15 protein-coding genes are annotated in these 17034 nt (G+C 73.9%); 9 read left to right on the top strand and 6 right to left on the bottom strand.

Annotation, left to right across the window (positions count from 1 at the left end):
• Nucleotides 1-88 precede the first annotated feature (88 nt).
• The 5 genes from C1708_RS02105 to C1708_RS02125 all read right to left on the bottom strand — a co-directional run bounded on the left by C1708_RS02105 (nucleotide 89) and on the right by C1708_RS02125 (nucleotide 4836).
• Entirely contained in the window at nucleotides 89-1288 is a 1200-nt protein-coding gene (locus C1708_RS02105; RefSeq protein WP_106411014.1) for a carboxylate-amine ligase, read from the bottom strand.
• A 164-nt stretch (nucleotides 1289-1452) separates the two neighbouring features.
• Nucleotides 1453-1788 (bottom strand): STAS domain-containing protein, encoded by a 336-nt coding sequence (locus C1708_RS02110; protein ID WP_106411015.1) that lies wholly within the window; start codon nucleotides 1786-1788, stop codon nucleotides 1453-1455.
• 55 nt (nucleotides 1789-1843) lie between these two features.
• Nucleotides 1844-3091, bottom strand: a complete 1248-nt coding sequence (locus C1708_RS02115; RefSeq protein WP_106411016.1) for a PP2C family protein-serine/threonine phosphatase — start codon at nucleotides 3089-3091, stop codon at nucleotides 1844-1846.
• Nucleotides 3088-3894, bottom strand: a complete 807-nt coding sequence (locus C1708_RS02120; protein WP_106411017.1) for an alpha/beta fold hydrolase — start codon at nucleotides 3892-3894, stop codon at nucleotides 3088-3090. Before C1708_RS02120 ends, C1708_RS02115 begins: the two co-directional genes overlap by 4 nt.
• Before the next feature lie 42 nt (nucleotides 3895-3936).
• The gene (locus C1708_RS02125; RefSeq protein WP_106411018.1) at nucleotides 3937-4836 is read right to left on the bottom strand and encodes an NAD(P)-dependent oxidoreductase; all 900 of its coding nucleotides are present in this window, start codon (nucleotides 4834-4836) and stop codon (nucleotides 3937-3939) included.
• A gap of 142 nt (nucleotides 4837-4978) precedes the next feature.
• On the opposite strand from C1708_RS02125, the gene C1708_RS02130 reads away from it, so the two are divergent.
• The 7 genes from C1708_RS02130 to C1708_RS02160 all read left to right on the top strand — a co-directional run bounded on the left by C1708_RS02130 (nucleotide 4979) and on the right by C1708_RS02160 (nucleotide 14437).
• The gene (locus C1708_RS02130; RefSeq protein WP_106416109.1) at nucleotides 4979-5626 is read left to right on the top strand and encodes a TetR/AcrR family transcriptional regulator; all 648 of its coding nucleotides are present in this window, start codon (nucleotides 4979-4981) and stop codon (nucleotides 5624-5626) included.
• Nucleotides 5627-5694: 68 nt separating this feature from the next.
• Nucleotides 5695-7602, top strand: coding sequence for a molecular chaperone HtpG (gene htpG / locus C1708_RS02135; RefSeq protein WP_106411019.1), 1908 nt, complete (start codon nucleotides 5695-5697; stop codon nucleotides 7600-7602).
• A 258-nt stretch (nucleotides 7603-7860) separates the two neighbouring features.
• Nucleotides 7861-9168 (top strand): cation:proton antiporter, encoded by a 1308-nt coding sequence (locus C1708_RS02140; RefSeq protein ID WP_106411020.1) that lies wholly within the window; start codon nucleotides 7861-7863, stop codon nucleotides 9166-9168.
• Nucleotides 9169-9245: 77 nt separating this feature from the next.
• Nucleotides 9246-9704 (top strand): hypothetical protein, encoded by a 459-nt coding sequence (locus tag C1708_RS33930; RefSeq protein ID WP_106411021.1) that lies wholly within the window; start codon nucleotides 9246-9248, stop codon nucleotides 9702-9704.
• A gap of 166 nt (nucleotides 9705-9870) precedes the next feature.
• The gene (locus C1708_RS02150; protein ID WP_106411022.1) at nucleotides 9871-11574 is read left to right on the top strand and encodes a SpoIIE family protein phosphatase; all 1704 of its coding nucleotides are present in this window, start codon (nucleotides 9871-9873) and stop codon (nucleotides 11572-11574) included.
• 165 nt (nucleotides 11575-11739) lie between these two features.
• Nucleotides 11740-12912 (top strand): S1 family peptidase, encoded by a 1173-nt coding sequence (locus C1708_RS02155; protein ID WP_106411023.1) that lies wholly within the window; start codon nucleotides 11740-11742, stop codon nucleotides 12910-12912.
• A gap of 202 nt (nucleotides 12913-13114) precedes the next feature.
• The gene (locus C1708_RS02160) at nucleotides 13115-14437 is read left to right on the top strand and encodes a lipase family protein (RefSeq protein WP_106411024.1); all 1323 of its coding nucleotides are present in this window, start codon (nucleotides 13115-13117) and stop codon (nucleotides 14435-14437) included.
• A 204-nt stretch (nucleotides 14438-14641) separates the two neighbouring features.
• On the opposite strand, the gene C1708_RS02165 is transcribed toward C1708_RS02160, so the two are convergent.
• Complete coding sequence (locus tag C1708_RS02165) at nucleotides 14642-15181, bottom strand: snapalysin family zinc-dependent metalloprotease (RefSeq protein WP_106411025.1); 540 nt, start codon at nucleotides 15179-15181, stop codon at nucleotides 14642-14644.
• A gap of 222 nt (nucleotides 15182-15403) precedes the next feature.
• Between C1708_RS02165 and mgrA the strand changes: the two genes are divergently transcribed.
• Complete coding sequence (gene mgrA, locus C1708_RS02170) at nucleotides 15404-16447, top strand: L-glyceraldehyde 3-phosphate reductase (protein ID WP_106411026.1); 1044 nt, start codon at nucleotides 15404-15406, stop codon at nucleotides 16445-16447.
• 93 nt (nucleotides 16448-16540) lie between these two features.
• A complete protein-coding gene (locus C1708_RS02175; protein WP_106411027.1) occupies nucleotides 16541-17023 on the top strand; it encodes an MSMEG_6728 family protein in 483 nt (160 codons plus the stop codon).
• Nucleotides 17024-17034: the final 11 nt, after the last annotated feature.

Below are 17034 nucleotides of genomic sequence, written 5' to 3' on the forward strand. Positions count from 1 at the left end.
GTCCTGGACATGGGGTAGTGATCACTCTCCTGGTTCGGGGGCGGGTGGCGGCCCGTCGCCGGACGGCGGTACGGGCCGTGCGGCCGGATCAGCCCGGCGTGCCCGGGGTGGTGAGCGGGTGGAGCGGGGCGTGAGGCCGGCCGTTGGCGTGCCGGGTGGTGACCGCCGGGCGCGGGCGGCGGGCGCCGGCGCGGGCCGGGAGGCGTCCGCCGCGCGTCTCGGTGACGAGCAGGTCGATGCCGGTCAGCAGGTCCGACTCGCGGACCGTCCGGCGCAGCCGGTGGGCCGCGCTGCCGGCGTCGAGGGCCTCGTCGAGCAGGTCGCGCACGGTGTCGAAGTCGCCGGACGCCTCCAGCGCCGGGCGCAGCCGGTGCAGCATGCGGCGCAGCACCAGGTGGGCGGGGGCGGCGCGGCGGGTCCACGGGTCGACCAGCGGGCCCTCCAGGCCGGAGCGCGCTGCGCGCCAGCCGGCGGCGCGCAGCCACTCGTGGTGTCCGTCGCAGCGCGGGTCCGCGCCGCGCTCCAGCCGGTGGCAGGCGTCGCGGACCAGCGCCCGGAACAGTCCGGCGATCAGCACGACCGTCTCGGCGCGCGGGCAGGCGTCGCCGATCCGCAGCTCCAGCGTGCGCTGGTGGGCGGAGGGGCGGACGTCCTGGTAGAGCATGCCGGTGTCGCTGATGACGCCGGAGCCGATCAGTTCCGCGACGGCGGCGTCGTACTCGGCGGCGTCCCGGTAGCAGCCGGCCGGGCCGGCGGTGGGCCAGCGCTGCCACAGCATGGTGCGCCAGGAGGCGTAGCCGGTGTCGGAGCCCAGCCAGTACGGCGAGCTGGCGGACAGCGCGAGCAGCGGCGGCAGCCAGGGCGAGACCAGGCACATGGCGCGGACCGCGGTGTCGCGGTCGGGCACGTCGGCGTGCACCTGGGCGCTGCAGATGAGCTGCTCCTCGGCGACCCTGCGGTACTCGTCGGCCATGTGCCGGAAGCGGGGGTTGTCGGAGACGTCGCGCGGGGTCACCCGGGCCAGCGGCACGGTGCCGGCGGCGACGACGGCCAGTCCCTCCGCGTCGGCCGCGGCGGCCAGGCGGCGCCGGGTGCCGGACAGGTCGGCGTAGAGCCCGTCGAGGGTGTCGTGCACCTCACTGTTGCTCTCGACCGCCGACTGCTGCAGCTCGCCGGTGAAAGGACCCGTGCCGAGTCTTTCCAACAGCAGACCCGCCCGTGGCACGAGTCGTCCGCTCTCCGCGTCCAGGACGTGGAACTCTTCCTCTGCTCCGATACGCACCGTCACCGCCGGTTTCCCCTTGCCCGTAGTCCTGTGCCGGCCCCGCGACGGCACTGGGGCCACCTGCGGCGCTCTCGGCACATCCCGGGTGCCCCGGATGACGCACAAGCAATCGAACAGCCCTCGTCAGCGGTGTGCGGGCCGTGACGTGGAGGGGTGGGGGCGGGCGGTCAGTCCGCCTGCAGGCGGCGGCCGTCGCGGATGTCGAAGACCTGGTCGAGGCCGGTGAGGCGCAGCAGCCGGCGCAGCGTCTCGGGCACGGCCACCAGGACCAGGCCGGCGCCGGCCGCGACCACGTGGTTGCGCACGGCGATCAGCGCGGTGATGCCGCTGGAGTCGCAGAAGCCCAGCTCGCCCAGGTCCACCACGAGCATCAGCCCGGCGGACACGACCGCGCCCGCGGCGGCCCGGCGCAGTTGCTGCGCGTTGCTGTGGTCGAGGTCGCCGGCGACCTCCAGGAGGGGGCCGGCGGGGGTGCGTGACGAGACGATCGTCAGGGGTCTCATGGCGGGGTCGCTCTGTTCGTTCCGTGAAACTGTCCGTCAGGGGTGGCGGGGGGCGTCAGGGGGTGGCCGGGACGCCGATCGCGAGGAGCGCGGTGTCGTCGTCGAGGCCGTCGCCGAAGTCGCGCAGCAGACCGGTGAGGGCCTCGACGAACGCGCGGCTGCCCGCGGGGGCCCGCGCGGCGGCGAACTCCAGCAGCGCCTCGTCGCCGTAGAGCTGCCGGTCGGGGCCGACCCGGGCCTCGGTGAGGCCGTCGGTGTAGAGCAGCAGCGTGTCGCCCGGCCGCAGGACGGTCCTCGTCTCGACGAACTGCGCCGTCGGGAGGACGCCGACCAGCATGCCGCCCCGGGTGCTGAGGTACTCGGCCCCGCCGTCGGCCCGCAGGACCAGCGCGGGGGGATGGCCGCCGGAGGCCAGCCGGACCCGCAGGGTGTCCTCCGCCCGTTCGAACACGCCGGCCACGGCGGTGCAGTAGCGCGGGTCGTCACCGGTGTAGCGCTCCATGAGGGCCCGGTTGAGGACGCGCAGGTCGGCGACCGGGTCGGCGTCCTGGATCATGGCGGCGCGCAGGGTGTAGCGGGTGAGCGAGGTCAGGGCCGCGGCCTGGGGGCCCTTGCCGCAGACGTCGCCGAGGAAGAAGGCGGCCCGGGTGTCGTCCAGCGGGAACAGGTCGTAGAAGTCGCCGCCGAGCTCCATCGGGGAGGCCGTGTGGTAGTAGCCGGCCGTCTCCACGCCCGGGAGGTCGGGGAGGGTGGCGGGCAGCAGGCTGCGCTGGAGCACGGCCAGGGCCTCGCGCAGCTGGGCGCGGTCGGCCTCGGCCTGCTTGCGGGCCTCGTCGGCGGCCCGGCGGGCGCGCAGCAGTTCCCGCTCGTAGGCGCGCCGGTCGGTGGCGTCGAAGACGGTGGTCCGGATGAGCAGCGGTTCGCCGTCGGCGCCGCGCTTGAGGGTGGAGGTGACCAGCACCGGCAGCCGGGTGCCGGAGGCGGTGCGCATCTCCAGCGCGATGCCGCCGAGGTGGCCCTGCATGCGCAGCAGCGGGGCGAAGTGCGTCTCGTGGTAGAGCTTGCCGCCGACCGTGAGGAGGTCGCTGAACCGCTTGCGGCCGACGACCTCCTCGCGGGACAGACCGAGCCACCCGAGCAGGGTGGCGTTGATCTTGGCGATGGTGCCGTCCATCAGGGTGGACAGGTAGCCGCACGGCGCCGACTCGTACAGGTCCTCCGCAGAGTCCTCCAGCAGGGAGCTGAACGCCGCGCGGGTGCCCGGCGCTGCCGCGCCGGGCTCGTCCGTGCCGCCCCCGTTCAACGGGCTCCTGCGGACAGGAAGGCGCGGATCGCCGAGGCGGTGGCCTCGGGAGCGCTGAGCTGCGGGCAGTGGCCGGTGGCGTCCAGGGTGACCAGTTCGCTGCCGGGCACGGCGGCGTGGACGTACGCGCCGACCTCGCGGGGCGCGATGACATCCTGCTCGCACTCCAGGATCAGGGTGGGGACGGCGACGGTCTCGAGGTCCTTCCGGCTGTCGGAGAGGAACGTCGTGCGGGCGAAGACCCGGGCGATGTCCGGGTCGGTCGCGCAGAAGCTGTTGGTCAGCTCCTCGCCGAGCTCCGGGCGGTCCGGGTTGCCCATGATCATCGGGGCCATGGCGGCGGACCAGCCGAGGTAGTTGGCCTCCAGAGACTCCAGCAGCTCGTCGATGTCCTCGGCGCTGAAGCCGCCGCGGTAGCCGTCCTCGTCTATGTAGCAGGGCGAGGGGCACACCATGACCAGGGCGCCGATGCGCTCCGGTGCGGCGGCCGCGGCCAGCACGCCGGTCATGGAGCTCACCGAGTGGCCGACGACCACCGCGTCGCGCAGGTCGAGCTCCTCGCAGACCTCCACCACGTCGCGGGCGTAGCCGTCGAGGGAGGAGTAACGGTCCTCCCGCCAGGCGGACAGGTCGGAACGGCCGGCCCCGACGTAGTCGAAGAGCACCAGCGGGTGGTCCTCGGCGAGAAGGGGCTCGACCAGACGCCACATGTTCTGGTCGCAGCCGAAGCCGTGCACGAGGACGACGGGACGTCCGGTGGCGGCTCCGGTGACACGGACGTTGTTCCTGCGGAGGATGCTCATCCGCCCATGCTCGCACGACGAGGTCAGGCACTGTCGGGGGGCTCAGGCCGCGCCGCCGCCGGGCGCCCGGGACCCGTCGGTGCGGGCCTCCAGGGCGCGCAGCACGGCCACCATGTCCTCGCCGCCGTGCCCGCCGGCCACGGTCTCCTCGAACAGGGCGTGGCAGACGTCGAGCAGCGGGGAGGCCACCCCCGCCGTGCGGGCGGCCTCCGCGATCAGGCGGTTGTTCTTCAGCACGTCGGCGGCGGCGGCCTGCACCGCGAAGTCCCGGGCGAGCAGTTTGGGCGCCTTCATCCGGGAGACGGAGCTGGCCATGGGCCCCGCGTCCAGCACGTCGAGGAAGCGGGCGCGGTCGAGCCCGTGCCGGTCGGCGAAGTGGAACGCCTCGGTGAGCCCGGTGACCTGGGTGATCAGGAACAGGTTCACCGCGAGCTTCATCAGCAGGGCGTTCGGCACCGGCCCGCAGACGAAGCTCTCGCGGCACATCGGGGCGAGCAGGGGGCGCACGGACGCGAGGGCGGAGTCGTCACCGGCCAGCATCGCCACCAGGCGCCCCTGCTCGGCGGGGACGCGGGAGCCGGAGACGGGAACCTCGGCGTAGGCGCCTCCGGCGACGCGCACGTCCTTCTCCAGGGCGGCGGAGTACTCGGCGGACGTGGTCCCCATGTGGACGACGGTGCGCCCGGCCACGCGGGCGGCGAAGCCGGGGGTGCCGCGGCCGAGCACCGCGTCGACCGCCGCCTCGTCGGCCAGCATCAGCAGCACGGTCTCCGCCCGCGCGAAGACCTCGGCGGGGCTTTCGGCGACCTCGGCGCCGGCCTCGCGCAGGGGCGCGCAGCGGCCGGGGGTGCGGTTCCACACGACGAGCGGGGTCCCGGCGCGCGCGAGGTTGAGCGCCATGGGGCGACCCATGACTCCGAGTCCGATGAAACCCACCTGCATGTCGCACCACCGTTTCCGGGCCGCGCGAGCCGCCCCGAGCCCTGTGAAGCCACCGGCTATGACGGCTGTCATAGTAGCGGCTCCTATGACGATGGTCATAGGCTGGACGGGCCGGTGGGAAGAGGACGTGCGGGAGGCCTGGATGGCAGGGGGCGAGCGGGGGCCGCGGGAGCGGATGGTCTTCAGCGCCGCCCAGCTGATCCGGCGCGAGGGGGTCGGCGCGACGGGGATGCGCGAGGTGGCCGCCCACGCGCGGGCGCCGCGCGGCTCGCTCCAGCACTACTTCCCCGACGGCAAGGAACAGCTCGTCAACGAGGCCGTCGGCTGGGCCGGCCGGTACGCCGGGAACCGGGTGGCGCGCTTTCTGGCCGCGCTGCCCGAGCCGACCCCGTCCGGTCTGTTCGCCGAGATGGTCCGCCAGTGGACCGACGAGTACGAGACCGAGGGGTTCGACGGCGGCTGCCCGGTCGCGGCGGCCACGGTGGACTGCGTCCGGACGGCCGACTCCACCCGGCAGGCCGCGGAGGCCGCCTTCACCCGGTGGACCGGAGCGGTGGCCACGGCTCTGACGGACATGGGCGTGCCCGAGGAGCGCAGCCGGCCGCTCGCCACGCTGATGATCAGCTCCCTCGAAGGGGCCATCCTCATCGCCCGCGCCGAGCGCAGCGTGCGCGCTCTGACGACGGCGGTCCGCGAACTCGGCCCCCTGCTGGACGCGGCGGTGACCGCGCCCGGGGCGTCCGGGGCGTCCGGAGGCACCGGCGGACCGGGCGGAACCCCGGTGAGCTGACAGCGCGTTGACTACAGTGATCGCGCCCGTATCCAGCGTTCCATGGACCAGTGAGGTAATCGCGAACCATGTCGACCGAAACGTTTGAGTTCCAGGTAGAGGCTCGTCAGCTGCTCCAGCTGATGATCCACTCGGTCTACTCGAACAAGGACGTCTTCCTCCGTGAGCTCGTCTCCAACGCCTCGGACGCGCTCGACAAGCTGCGGCTGGCCAAGCTGCGCGACGACACGCTCGACGCCGACGTCTCCGACCTGCACATCGAGCTGGAGATCGACCGGGACGCCCGGACGCTCACCGTGCGGGACAACGGCATCGGCATGTCGTACGACGAGGTCGGCGAGCTCATCGGCACCATCGCCAACTCCGGCACGGCGCAGTTCCTGAAGGAGCTGAAGGAGGCGCAGGACACGGCCGGGGCGGAGGGGCTGATCGGGCAGTTCGGCGTCGGCTTCTACTCCGGGTTCATGGTCGCCGACGAGGTCACCCTGGTGACCCGCCGGGCCGACGAGAAGCAGGGCACCCGCTGGTGCTCGCGCGGCGAGGGCACGTACACGCTGGAGCGGGTGGACGACGCGCCGCAGGGCACCTCCGTCGTGTTGCACCTCAAGCCGGCCGACCCGGACAACCAGCTGCACGACTACACGTCGGTGTGGAAGATCAAGGAGATCGTCAAGCGCTACTCGGACTTCATCACCTGGCCCATCCGGCTGGTCGGGGAGAAGAGCGAGAAGGGCGACGACGGCGAGGCGGCCGGGCCCGAGACGCTGAACTCGATGAAGGCGCTGTGGGCGCGCTCGCGCGACGAGGTGTCCGAGGACGAGTACCACGAGCTGTACAAGCACATCGGCCACGACTGGCGCGAGCCGCTGGAGACCATCCAGCTGCACGCGGAGGGCACCTTCGAGTACCAGGCCCTGCTGTTCGTCCCGTCGCACGCTCCGCACGACCTGTTCCGGCAGAACGTCCGGCACGGCCTCCAGCTGTACGTGAAGCGCGTGTTCATCATGGACGACTGCGAGGCGCTGCTGCCGGCGTACCTGCGGTTCGTCAAGGGCGTGGTCGACGCGCAGGACCTCTCGCTCAACGTGTCCCGCGAGATCCTCCAGCAGGACCGGCACATCCGGATGATGCAGCGCCGGCTCACCAAGAAGGTGCTGTCCTCGGTGAAGAGCATGATGACCGGGGACCCGGAGAAGTACGCCACGTTCTGGCGGGAGTTCGGCGCCGTTCTGAAGGAGGGCCTGGTCACCGACCCCGACAACCGGGACGCGCTGCTCGCCGTGGCGTCCTTCGCCTCCACGCACGAGGAGGGCGGGGCGGTCACGCTCAAGCAGTACGTGGAGCGGATGCCGGAGGACCAGGACGACATCTACTACATCACCGGCGAGTCCCGCGAGGCCATCGACAATTCCCCGCACATGGAGGCGTTCCGGGAGCGCGGCATCGAGGTGCTGCTGCTCACCGACCCGGTCGACGAGGTGTGGGCGGACGCCGTCGGCGAGTTCGAGGGCAAGCGGCTGCGGTCGGTCGCCAAGGGCGAGATCGACCTGGACGCACGCGAGGACGACAGGAGCGAGGACGAGCAGAAGCAGCAGGCCGAGGCGTACGCGGGTCTGCTCGGCTGGATGCGGGAGCGGCTGGACGACGACGTCAAGGAGGTCCGGCTGTCGACGCGGCTCACCCGGTCCCCGGCCTGTCTCGTCGCCGACGCGGACGACCTCACGCCGGCGTTGGAGAACATGTACCGGGCCATGGGGCAGGAGGTGCCGCGCAGCAAGCGCATCCTCGAGCTCAACCCGGACCACGCACTGGTGAAGGGGCTGAACGAGGCGTTCGGGGAGCGGGAGGACCGCTCGGAGCTCACCGACACCGCCGAGCTGCTGCACGCCCTGGCCGTGGTGGCCGAGGGCGGCCGGCCCAAGGACCCGGCGCGTTTCGTGCAGCTGATGGCGGACCGCCTGGAGCGCACCCTGTGAGATGACGCGGCCCCCTCGGGCGATGCCGCCCGCCGTTCCCGCCCGTCGGACGCGGGCGGGGACGGCGGGCGCCCGACCGACCGCCGTGGGTCCCGGCCGGACGGCGTCCGGCCGGGACCCACGGCAGCGGTTCGCCCGGCGCGCAGGACGCGTCCCGGATCCGCGGAGCCGCCCCGTGGCGGACGTCACCTCCGGCGGCCGGACACTTTCGCGGCGGCGGACGGCGTGCGGACGGGGAGGAAGGGGCACAAGTGAGCGGTGACCACAGCAGACCTCCTCTTCGCCCTCCTCGGCGCGGTCGCCCTCGCCGCGGCCGTGCTGCCGCGGCTGCTGGCCCGCCGGCCGCTGTCGCTGCCCCTGGTGTTCCTGGCCCTCGGCGCCGCCGTCCAGCTGCTGCCGCTCCCGCTGCCGGAGATCGACCCGGTGGCGGACGGGGTGTGGGTGGAGCACCTCGCGGAGATCTGCGTGGTGCTCTCGCTCATGGGCGCCGGCCTCGCCCTGAACCGGCCCTTCGGCCGCGTCCGCTGGCAGGGCGTGTGGCGGCAGCTCGGCGTGACCATGCCGCTGACCATCGTGGCCGTCGCCGCCCTCGCCTGGGGCATGCTCGGCTGGCCGGTGGCGGCGGCGCTGCTGCTGGCGGCCGTGCTCGCGCCGACCGACCCGGTGCTCGCCTCCGAGGTGCGGGTCGGGGAGCCGACGGACGCGGAGCACGACGAGGACGAGGTCCGCTTCACGCTGACCGGTGAGGCGGGGCTGAACGACGGGCTGGCCTTCCCCTTCGTCGCGGCCGCCATGGCGCTGGCCGCCGCGGGCGGACAGCCGACCGGCGGCGGCGTCGGCCACTGGCTGCTGGTGGAGCTGCTGTACAAGTGCACGGCGGGCGTGGCCACGGGGCTGGCCGTCGGGGCGCTGCTGGGCCGGCTGTTCTTCCGCGCCGAACGGCGGGCGATACGGCTGTCGGAGCACAGCGAGGGGTTCGTGGCCCTCGGCGTGACGTTCCTCGCGTACGGGGTGACGGAGCTGGTGCACGGCTACGGCTTCCTGGCCGTGTTCGTCACCGCCTGCCGGATCCGCTCGGCGGAGCGCGCCCACGGCTACCACGGGGTGCTGCACGACTTCGTGGAGCAGATCGAGCGGCTGCTGACGGCGGTGCTGCTGTTCCTGCTGGGCGCTTTCGTCGCCCAGGGCGGGCTGGCGCCGCTCTCCTGGCAGGGCGCGGCGGTGGGCGTGCTGCTGCTGCTCGTGGTCCGTCCGGCGGCCGGATGGGTGGCCCAGCTCGGCGTCGCGGCGGGCCCCCGGGAGCGGGCGGTCACCGCGTTCTTCGGCATCCGCGGCATCGGCTCCCTGTTCTACCTGGCGTACGCGCTGGCCTCCCACGAGTTCGGGGTGCCCGCCGAGGTGCTGTGGGCGGTGGTGACCTTCACGGTGGTCGCCTCGGTGGTGCTGCACGGGGTGAGCGCCACGCCCGTCATCTCGCGCCTGGACCGGCTGCGGCTGCACCGCGCCAAGGCGAAGGGCGCGGGACCGGACCCCGAGGTCCACGAAGTGGCCGGCGAGCGCCTGTGAACCTGCTGTCCGCGACCGCACGGCCGGCGGTCCGTCCCGATGTGCGGGGCCGCCCGGTTCGGTGTTGTCTGGGGATCATGCGGCGCGAGGACGGGCGGCCCGGCCCTCAGGACGACGTCGAGGCGGACCTCGACGAGCTGTACGCGCTGCCGCCGTCGGACTTCGTCGCCCGGCGGGAGGAACGCCCGGCGCGCGCCCGGACGCCGCGTACGGAGACGGAGTCGGCGGCCGCGAGGAAGAACGGGGCGGCCGAGCGGGAGGAGGCGCGGGCCGCCGAGGCGCGGCGGCGCGCGGCCCGCGGGGAGGTCCGGCACGCGCCGGGCCGGGCGGGTGAGCGGGGGCGGGGGGCCGGTGAGCGTGCGGCGGCCCTGGAGGAACAGCTCGCCCGGGCCCGTACGGGGCCGGAGCGGACGCGGGCGGAGCTCGCGAGCCGCGGGAGCGCGACCGGACGGCCGAGAGGGAACCGGTCGGCGGCCGAGTGTGCGGCGGCCGCCGCCGCGCGCCGGGCCGAACGGTCGGAGGGGGACGGCACATGACCGGGCGCGGCGGACCGCGGGGCGGGGAGAGACGGGCGTGGCGCTCCGGGTGCCCGGGGACCGCATTCGCCCGCGGGGGTGGCCGGGCGGAGGCGCCTGGACGGAGCGGAGCACGGGAGGTGCGACACGTGACGGAGCGGGCCGCCCGCCGGACGGGGAACGCGGGATGACGCGGGACACGACGGGCCGCGGGATCACCCCGGCGGCACCGGCGTCGCTGGGCTCGCTGCTGGCGTCCCTCGACACAGGCGCGTACGTGGTGGACGCGAACGGCGCGGTCGTGGCCGTGAACGCGCACGCCGAGAAGCTGCTGGCGCGGCCGGCCGGGGAGCTCCTCGGCCGTGACGCGCACGAGCTGCTGCACCGCAGCCGGTACGGCGCCTCCCTGCCGCGCGCCCAGTGCGGGATGCGCCGGGCCTACATGGCGGGCCGGACGGTGCAGTCCGACGAGGAGTGGTTCGAGCGCGGCGACGGTTCGCTCCTCCCGGTGTCCTGGCTGGTCACCCCGTGCCGCACGGACGACGGGGCGGAACGCACCCTGGTGCTCTTCCACGCGCCGCACGACCCGGAGGAGACGCGCACCCCGGGCAACCGGTTCGGCAGCCCGCTGCCCGAGCTGGAGCGGCTGGCCCTGCTGGCGGAGACCACCACCCAGCTCACCGCCACCCTGGACGTCGAGCAGGCGCTGCGCAGGCTGGTGCGGCTGGTCGTGCCGCAGCTCGCCGACTGGGCGGTCGTCGACCTGGTCACCGAGCGCGGCGGGGTGCGCCGGTCGGCCGTGGTCCACGCGCAGGACGGCGGTCTGGTGCGGCGCGAGGACCTCGAGGGCCCCCTCTCCCCCGTCCCGGAGGACTCGTTGCTGCCCCTGGCGCGGGCGTTGCGCGGGGTCTCCCCCGCGCTGGCCGACCCCTCCCTCCACCTGAGGCCGGACTCCCTTCTCGGGTCGGAGCAGCGCCGCCTGTTCGCGGAGACCGGCATCCACTCGGCGGCCATCGCGCCGATACGGGGCGTGCGCGAGGTGCTGGGCGCCCTGACCCTGGGCCGCGCCGAGCGGCCGGAGGCGTTCACCGTGGACGACCTGCCGCTGCTGGAGGACATCTCCCGGCGGGCCGGGCTGGCGCTGGACAACGCCCGGCTCTACGAGCGGCAGCGCAAGGTGGCCGAGACGATGCAGCGTCACCTGCTGCCGCAGCTCCCGCACGTGCCCGGGCTGGAGATGAGCGCCCGGTACGTGGCCGCGCCGGACGCCTCCGAGGTGGGCGGCGACTGGTACGACGCGTTCGTGCTGCCGGACGGGGCGACGGCGCTGGCCGTCGGGGACGTCGTCGGGCACGACCTGGACGCGGCGGCGGGCATGGCGCAGATGCGCAACGTGCTGAGGGCCTACGCGTGGGCCCAGGAGGAGCCGCCCAGCGCCATCGTCTCCCGGCTGGACCGGGCGACCGTGCACATCACCGACGTCACCATGGCGACCCTGTTGTTCGCCCGCATGTCCCGTACGGAGGACGGGCGGTGGAAGCTGGTGTGGACCAACGCGGGCCATCCTCCCCCGCTGCTGGTCACGCGGGACGGCGAGGCGCGTTACCTCACCGACGGGCACGGCATGCTGATCGGCACCGGCACGGACCGTCCCCGCCCCGACGGGGAGACCGAACTACCGCCCGGTGCCACGTTGTTGTTCTACACGGACGGCCTGATCGAGGAGCCGAGCCGTTCCCTGGACGAGGGGCTGGAGCTGCTGCGCGGGCACGCGGCCGCCCTGGCGGAGCACCCGCCGGCCCGGTTCACCGACCTGGTGCTGGAGCGGACCCGCCCGGCCGGCAACGACGACGACGTCGCCCTGCTCACCGTGCGCGTCCCCGCCGCGTAGGGGTCACCCGGGAACGACGGCGGGACCGGCGGCCGAACAGTGGCCAAAAACTTGGCATAGACCTGCCATGATCCACTCGCTAGGCTCACCCTCACTCGGGTGAGAGCGCTCTCACCATGTCTGTTCCACCCCCACCTCCGCGGGAACGACGAAGGGCCACCTTCCATGAGACGACGCACCGGACTCACGCATGCGGCCGTGGCCGCCGCCCTGCTGATCGGCAGCTGGGCGGCGGCGGGCACGCTCCCCGCCTCGGCACAGGAGGCTCCTGCCTCCGCGACGGCCGACGCATCCGCACCCGCCTCCCCCGGGCTGCTCGGCGCGATGCAGCGCGACCTCGGCCTGACCCGCGCCGAGGCGGAGGACCGCCTGGCCGCCGAGCGCGCGGCGACCGCCCTGGCGCCCCAGGCGCGCGAGACCGCCGGGTCCGCCTACGGCGGCGCCTGGTTCGACGCGGGCAGCGGCAGACTGACCGTCGCCGTCACCCCGGACGCCGGCGCCACGACCGTGCGCGCCCTGCGCGAGTCCGGCGCCGCCGTCCGCACCGTCGAGCACACCGAACGCCGGCTGGACGCGGTCAAGTCCCGCCTCGACCGCCTCGACGCCCCCGCGGGCGTGGCCAGTTGGTCCGTCGACCCGGCCGCCAACGCGGTCGTGGTGAACGTGGTCGAGGACCAGCGGGGCGACAACGATGTCCGCGCCTTCGTGGCCGAGGCACGCGAGGCCGGCCCGGTGACCGTGCGGACGGTGGCGGACGCGCCGTCCACGTTCGCCGCCGGCACGGTCGGCGGCGACCCGTACTACACGGGCAACGTCCGCTGCTCCATCGGCTTCTCGGTGCACGGCGGCTTCGTCACCGCCGGGCACTGCGGCCGGGCCGGGCAGCAGGTGCGGGGCTGGGACGGCTCGTACATCGGGAACTTCCAGGGGTCCTCCTTCCCGGGTGACGACTACGCCTGGGTCAACGTGGGCAGCGGCTGGTGGACGGTGCCGGTGGTGCTCGGCTGGGGCACCGTGCCGGACCAGCTGGTGCGCGGCTCGGCCGAGGCGCCGGTCGGCGCCTCGGTCTGCCGCTCGGGTTCGACCACCCGCTGGCACTGCGGCCGGGTGCTCGCCAAGAACGAGACGGTCAACTACGCCGAGGGCGCGGTGCACCAGATGACGAAGACGAGCGTGTGCGCCGAGGGCGGCGACTCGGGCGGTTCGTACCTCAGCGGCGACCAGGCGCAGGGCGTCACCTCCGGCGGCTGGGGCAACTGCTCCGGCGGGGGTGAGACCTGGTTCCAGCCGGTCAACGAGATCCTCAACCGCTACGGGCTGACACTGCACACGGCCTGACACCGCCTCCGGCACGCGCGGGTCCCGCCGAACTCCTCGGCGGGACCCGCTGCTCGTGCCGTCCGGACGCCTCGCGGTCCGCCGTCCGCCGTCCGCCGTCCGCAAGAGTTACCGGTCCGTAACTCACTCGCGGGTTACCGGCGGTAAGTGAGCGCTGTTAGTTTTCGGTTCCATCTTCTGCAGCCGCAGCGAGGAGAGAGCCGTGAGCCGTATCAGCAGCGTGCTGACCGCCGTCGTCGCGACGACGGCCTGCGTGTGCGCGTCCGCGTCGCCCGCCGCGGCGACCGACCCGGTCGTGTCACGGGGCGTCACCATCCCCGCCTTCTACACCCCGCCCGCCGAACTCCCGTCGGGGAGCGGCAAGCTGATCCGCCACGAGCCCCTGCGCCTCGGGCTGAGCCTGCCCGGCCTGGACGGCCGCCGGCTGCCGGGCACCGCCACCCGCCTGATGTACACCTCGACCGACTCGGGCGGCGAGCCGGTCGCCGTCACCGGCGCCTACATCGAGCCGTCCGCCGACTGGAAGGGCGCGGGACCCCGCCCCCTGGTCGTCGTCGGCTCCGGCACCATGGGCCAGGGCGACCAGTGCGCCCCCTCCCTCGCCCTGGAGAACCCGCTGACCCTCACCGGGGAGACCGTCTCCTTCGGGTACGAGACCCTCGCGGTCCACCGGCTGCTCTCCACCGGCGCGGCGGTCGTCGTCACCGACTACGTCGGCCTCGGCGCCACCGACCGGCTGCACACCTACGTCAACCGCGTCGACGAGGGCCACGCCATGCTGGACGCGGCCCGTGCGGCGCGTTCCGTGCCCGGCGCGTCCGTCACCGCCGCCTCCCGGGTGGGAATGTACGGGTACAGCCAGGGCGGCGGGGCCAGCGCCTCCGCGGCCGAACTCCAGCGCACCTACGCGCCCGACGTCCCGCTCGTCGGCACCTACAGCGGCGCCCCGCCCGCGGACCTGACCGAAGTCACCAAGGGCATCGACGGCAGCGCGCTGGCCGGTGCGCTGGGCTGGTCCGTCAACGGCTTCGCCCAGGCCTCGCCGGCGCTGCGGGAGGTCGTCGAGGCGAACATGAACGACACCGGACGCAAGGCGCTGGAGGACATCTCCACCACCTGTGTGGGCGACGCGATCCTGGGCTACGGCTTCACCAGGAGCACCGAGTGGACGAAGAGCGGCAAGTCCATCGGCGAGGTCATCGCCGGTGAGCCCGCCGCCCGGGCCGTCCTGGACGACCAGCGCCTCGGACGGCTGCGGCCCACCGGTCCGGTCCGCGTGGTGACGGGCGTGCAGGACGACATCGTGCCGCACGCGCAGGCGCGGCAACTGGCCGTGGACTGGTGCGAGAAGGGCGGCGACGTCACCTACAAGGCGGTACGGCTGCCGAACCTGGGCGACAAGCTGCTCACCAACCACCTGGCGCCGCTGCTGACCGACCAGGGTGACGCGGTGGACTGGCTGACCGACCGGCTCGAGGGCAAGGCCACGAGCTCCAACTGCTGGACCATGCCCGCGCAGCCGTGAACGCCGTGCGACGACACGAGCCCCGTCCCGCGACCGCGGGACGGGGCTCGTGAGCGGAGCGCTGGGCAGGCCTTGCACCTGCATCTCCCCGCAGGAAGCGGGGCGTCTTTCCTTGGACCACCAACGCACGGCCGGGCGGCGGGGTTTCGTCCTCGCCGTGACCTGGGACAACCATAGCGGGGATCGCCTCAGTAGTCACATCGGTCACATGAACAGCGCGGCGGGGGCGCGGGCGAACTTCTCCTCGACCTCCGCCCGCTCGGCCGCGTTCGGCCGGGCGGAGTCGCAGGACGGCCCGGCGCTGGCGCCCGACATCAGGCGGGAGCACGGGCCGGGCTTGCGGTCCGGCAGGCCCAGGATGTGGCCCAGTTCGTGCGCGGCGATACGGACCGTGGAGTGGCCCTGCGCCACCGCCTCCCGTCCGAAGTGGACGATGCCGTTGCCCAGGCCTCCGGGCACGGCGCGCGGCCAGCCGTCGTCGACGACGATCCGGATGTCGGCGCGGTCGCCGGATTCCACCGGACGCAGTTCCACGGCGTCGACGCTGTCGTTCCACACCGCCGCTCCCCGGTCGACGGCGGACGCGAACTCCCCGGCGCCGCTCGTGTCGTAGGTGAGCACCCGGGTCCGACCCGCGGGCGCCGCCGTGTCCGCGGTCCCGGCCGCCCCGTCCTGCCCGCCCTCCACGGGCCCGGCCAGGACGAGCACGGCGGCCACGGCGCCGGTGAGCGTACGGACCCGCATGATCGACCTCCTGTGGGGGGAAGGCGGCGGTGGAAGTGCCGCTGGGGAGCGGCTTCCCGCCGCCCGGCCGGTCAATCACCGGCCCCCGGCGATTCAGAAGCCCCGCTGCTCAATCCCATGCGACGTACCGGTTGGACTTCCGGATCGCTCGGGGGCACTGTGGGCCCAGGATCGACACCGTCCCGCCGGGACACCCCGCTCGCACCACCGGAGACCGCGCCGATGAACCACCTCGCCTCCCCTGACCGCTACGACGGCGCCATGCGCTATCGGCGCACCGGGCGCTCGGGGCTCGACCTGCCCCTGCTGTCGCTCGGCTACTGGCACAACTTCGGCGACGACCGGTCCTTCGAGAGCCAGCGGGCCATCGCGCTGCGCGCCTTCGACCTGGGCGTCACCCACCACGACCTGGCCAACAACTACGGCCCGCCCTACGGCTCCGCCGAGATCAACTTCGGCCGGCTGATGAAGCGGGACCTGGCCCCCTACCGGGACGAGATGGTGATCTCCACCAAGGCCGGCTGGGACATGTGGCCCGGCCCCTACGGCCAGGGCGGCGGCTCCCGGAAGTACCTGCTCGCCTCGCTGGACCAGTCCCTGAAGCGCATGGGGCTGGAGTACGTGGACATCTTCTACTCGCACCGGCTGGACGCCACCACGCCGCTCGAGGAGACCATGGGCGCCCTGGACACCGCGGTGCGGCAGGGCAAGGCGCTCTACGTCGGCATCTCCTCGTACGACGCCGAGCGCAGCCGTCAGGCCGCGGAGATCCTGCGCGACCTGGGCACCCCGCTGCTGATCCACCAGCCGTCGTACAACATGCTCAACCGCTGGATCGAGACGGACGGGCTGCTGGACGTGGCGCAGGAGCAGGGCTTCGGCGTCATCGGGTTCACCGCCCTCGCCCAGGGGCTGCTCACCGGCCGCTACCTGGACGGCGTGCCGCGGGACTCGCGGGCCGCGGCGGGCACCTCGTTCGACGCGGGCTGGCTGACGGACGACATGCTGCGCAGGCTGCGGGCGCTGAACGGCATCGCGGCCCGGCGCGGGCAGACCCTGGCGCAGATGGCCCTGGCCTGGGCGCTGCGGGACCCCCGCGTGACCTCGCTGGTCATCGGCGCCTCGCGCACCGAGCAGCTGGAGCAGAACGTGGCCGCGCTGGAGAACCTCGACTTCACCGCCGAGGAGCTGGCCGAGATCGACTCGTACGCCACGGACGGCGGCGTCGACCTGTGGCGGGACGCCCGCCTCGGCGCGCTCGGCTGACCCGCGGCCGGGCGGGAGGACGTGTGCCCCGCCCGGTTCTGGGAACTGAGGTGCGGAGACCCGCTTGGCCCCCCATCTCCCGGACGGCCGCACATGCAGACCTTCCTGCCTTACCCCGACTTCTGCGGATCCGCGCTGGTCCTCGACCGCAAGCGGCTCGGCAAACAGCGGGTGGAGGCGCTCCAGGTGCTGCGCGGGCTGATCGTCCCCGGCTACGGCTGGCGCCGCCATCCCGCGGTGCGCATGTGGACCGGCTACGAGGAGGCGCTGGTGCGCTACGGCCTGGAGATCTGCCGGGTGTGGCGCGAGCGGGGCCACCAGGACAGCTGCGCGGCCACCCTGGTCGCCGATCTCGCCACGGTCCGGCCCGGGGCGCCGGTGCGCGGCCAGGAGGAGCTGGCACAGGCCGGTGAGCTGCCGCCGTGGCTCGGCGACGAGGCCGTGCACCGCAGTCACCGCTCCGCGCTGGTGCGCAAGGACCCGGACGTGTACCGGGAGCTGTTCCCCGGTGAGCCGGACGACCTGCCGTACGTCTGGCCGTCCTCCGACCGCGACCCGGAGGCGGCGGCCGGCTGAGCCCCGGCCGC

This window comes from Streptomyces sp. DH-12 (assembly GCF_002899455.1).
Lineage (GTDB): Bacteria > Actinomycetota > Actinomycetes > Streptomycetales > Streptomycetaceae > Streptomyces.

What these genes read in the sequence shown, in the direction of transcription:
- C1708_RS02125 (WP_106411018.1), bottom strand. Translation starts at nt 4,836, where the DNA reads ATGCAGGTGGGTTTCATCGGACTCGGAGTCATGGGTCGCCCCATGGCG.
- C1708_RS02110 (WP_106411015.1), bottom strand. Translation starts at nt 1,788, where the DNA reads ATGAGACCCCTGACGATCGTCTCGTCACGCACCCCCGCCGGCCCCCTC.
- C1708_RS02175 (WP_106411027.1), top strand. Translation starts at nt 16,541, where the DNA reads ATGCAGACCTTCCTGCCTTACCCCGACTTCTGCGGATCCGCGCTGGTC.
- mgrA (WP_106411026.1), top strand. Translation starts at nt 15,404, where the DNA reads ATGAACCACCTCGCCTCCCCTGACCGCTACGACGGCGCCATGCGCTAT.
- C1708_RS02120 (WP_106411017.1), bottom strand. Translation starts at nt 3,894, where the DNA reads ATGAGCATCCTCCGCAGGAACAACGTCCGTGTCACCGGAGCCGCCACC.
- htpG (WP_106411019.1), top strand. Translation starts at nt 5,695, where the DNA reads ATGTCGACCGAAACGTTTGAGTTCCAGGTAGAGGCTCGTCAGCTGCTC.
- C1708_RS02150 (WP_106411022.1), top strand. Translation starts at nt 9,871, where the DNA reads ATGACGCGGGACACGACGGGCCGCGGGATCACCCCGGCGGCACCGGCG.
- C1708_RS02165 (WP_106411025.1), bottom strand. Translation starts at nt 15,181, where the DNA reads ATGCGGGTCCGTACGCTCACCGGCGCCGTGGCCGCCGTGCTCGTCCTG.
- C1708_RS02155 (WP_106411023.1), top strand. Translation starts at nt 11,740, where the DNA reads ATGAGACGACGCACCGGACTCACGCATGCGGCCGTGGCCGCCGCCCTG.
- C1708_RS02130 (WP_106416109.1), top strand. Translation starts at nt 4,979, where the DNA reads ATGGCAGGGGGCGAGCGGGGGCCGCGGGAGCGGATGGTCTTCAGCGCC.
- C1708_RS33930 (WP_106411021.1), top strand. Translation starts at nt 9,246, where the DNA reads ATGCGGCGCGAGGACGGGCGGCCCGGCCCTCAGGACGACGTCGAGGCG.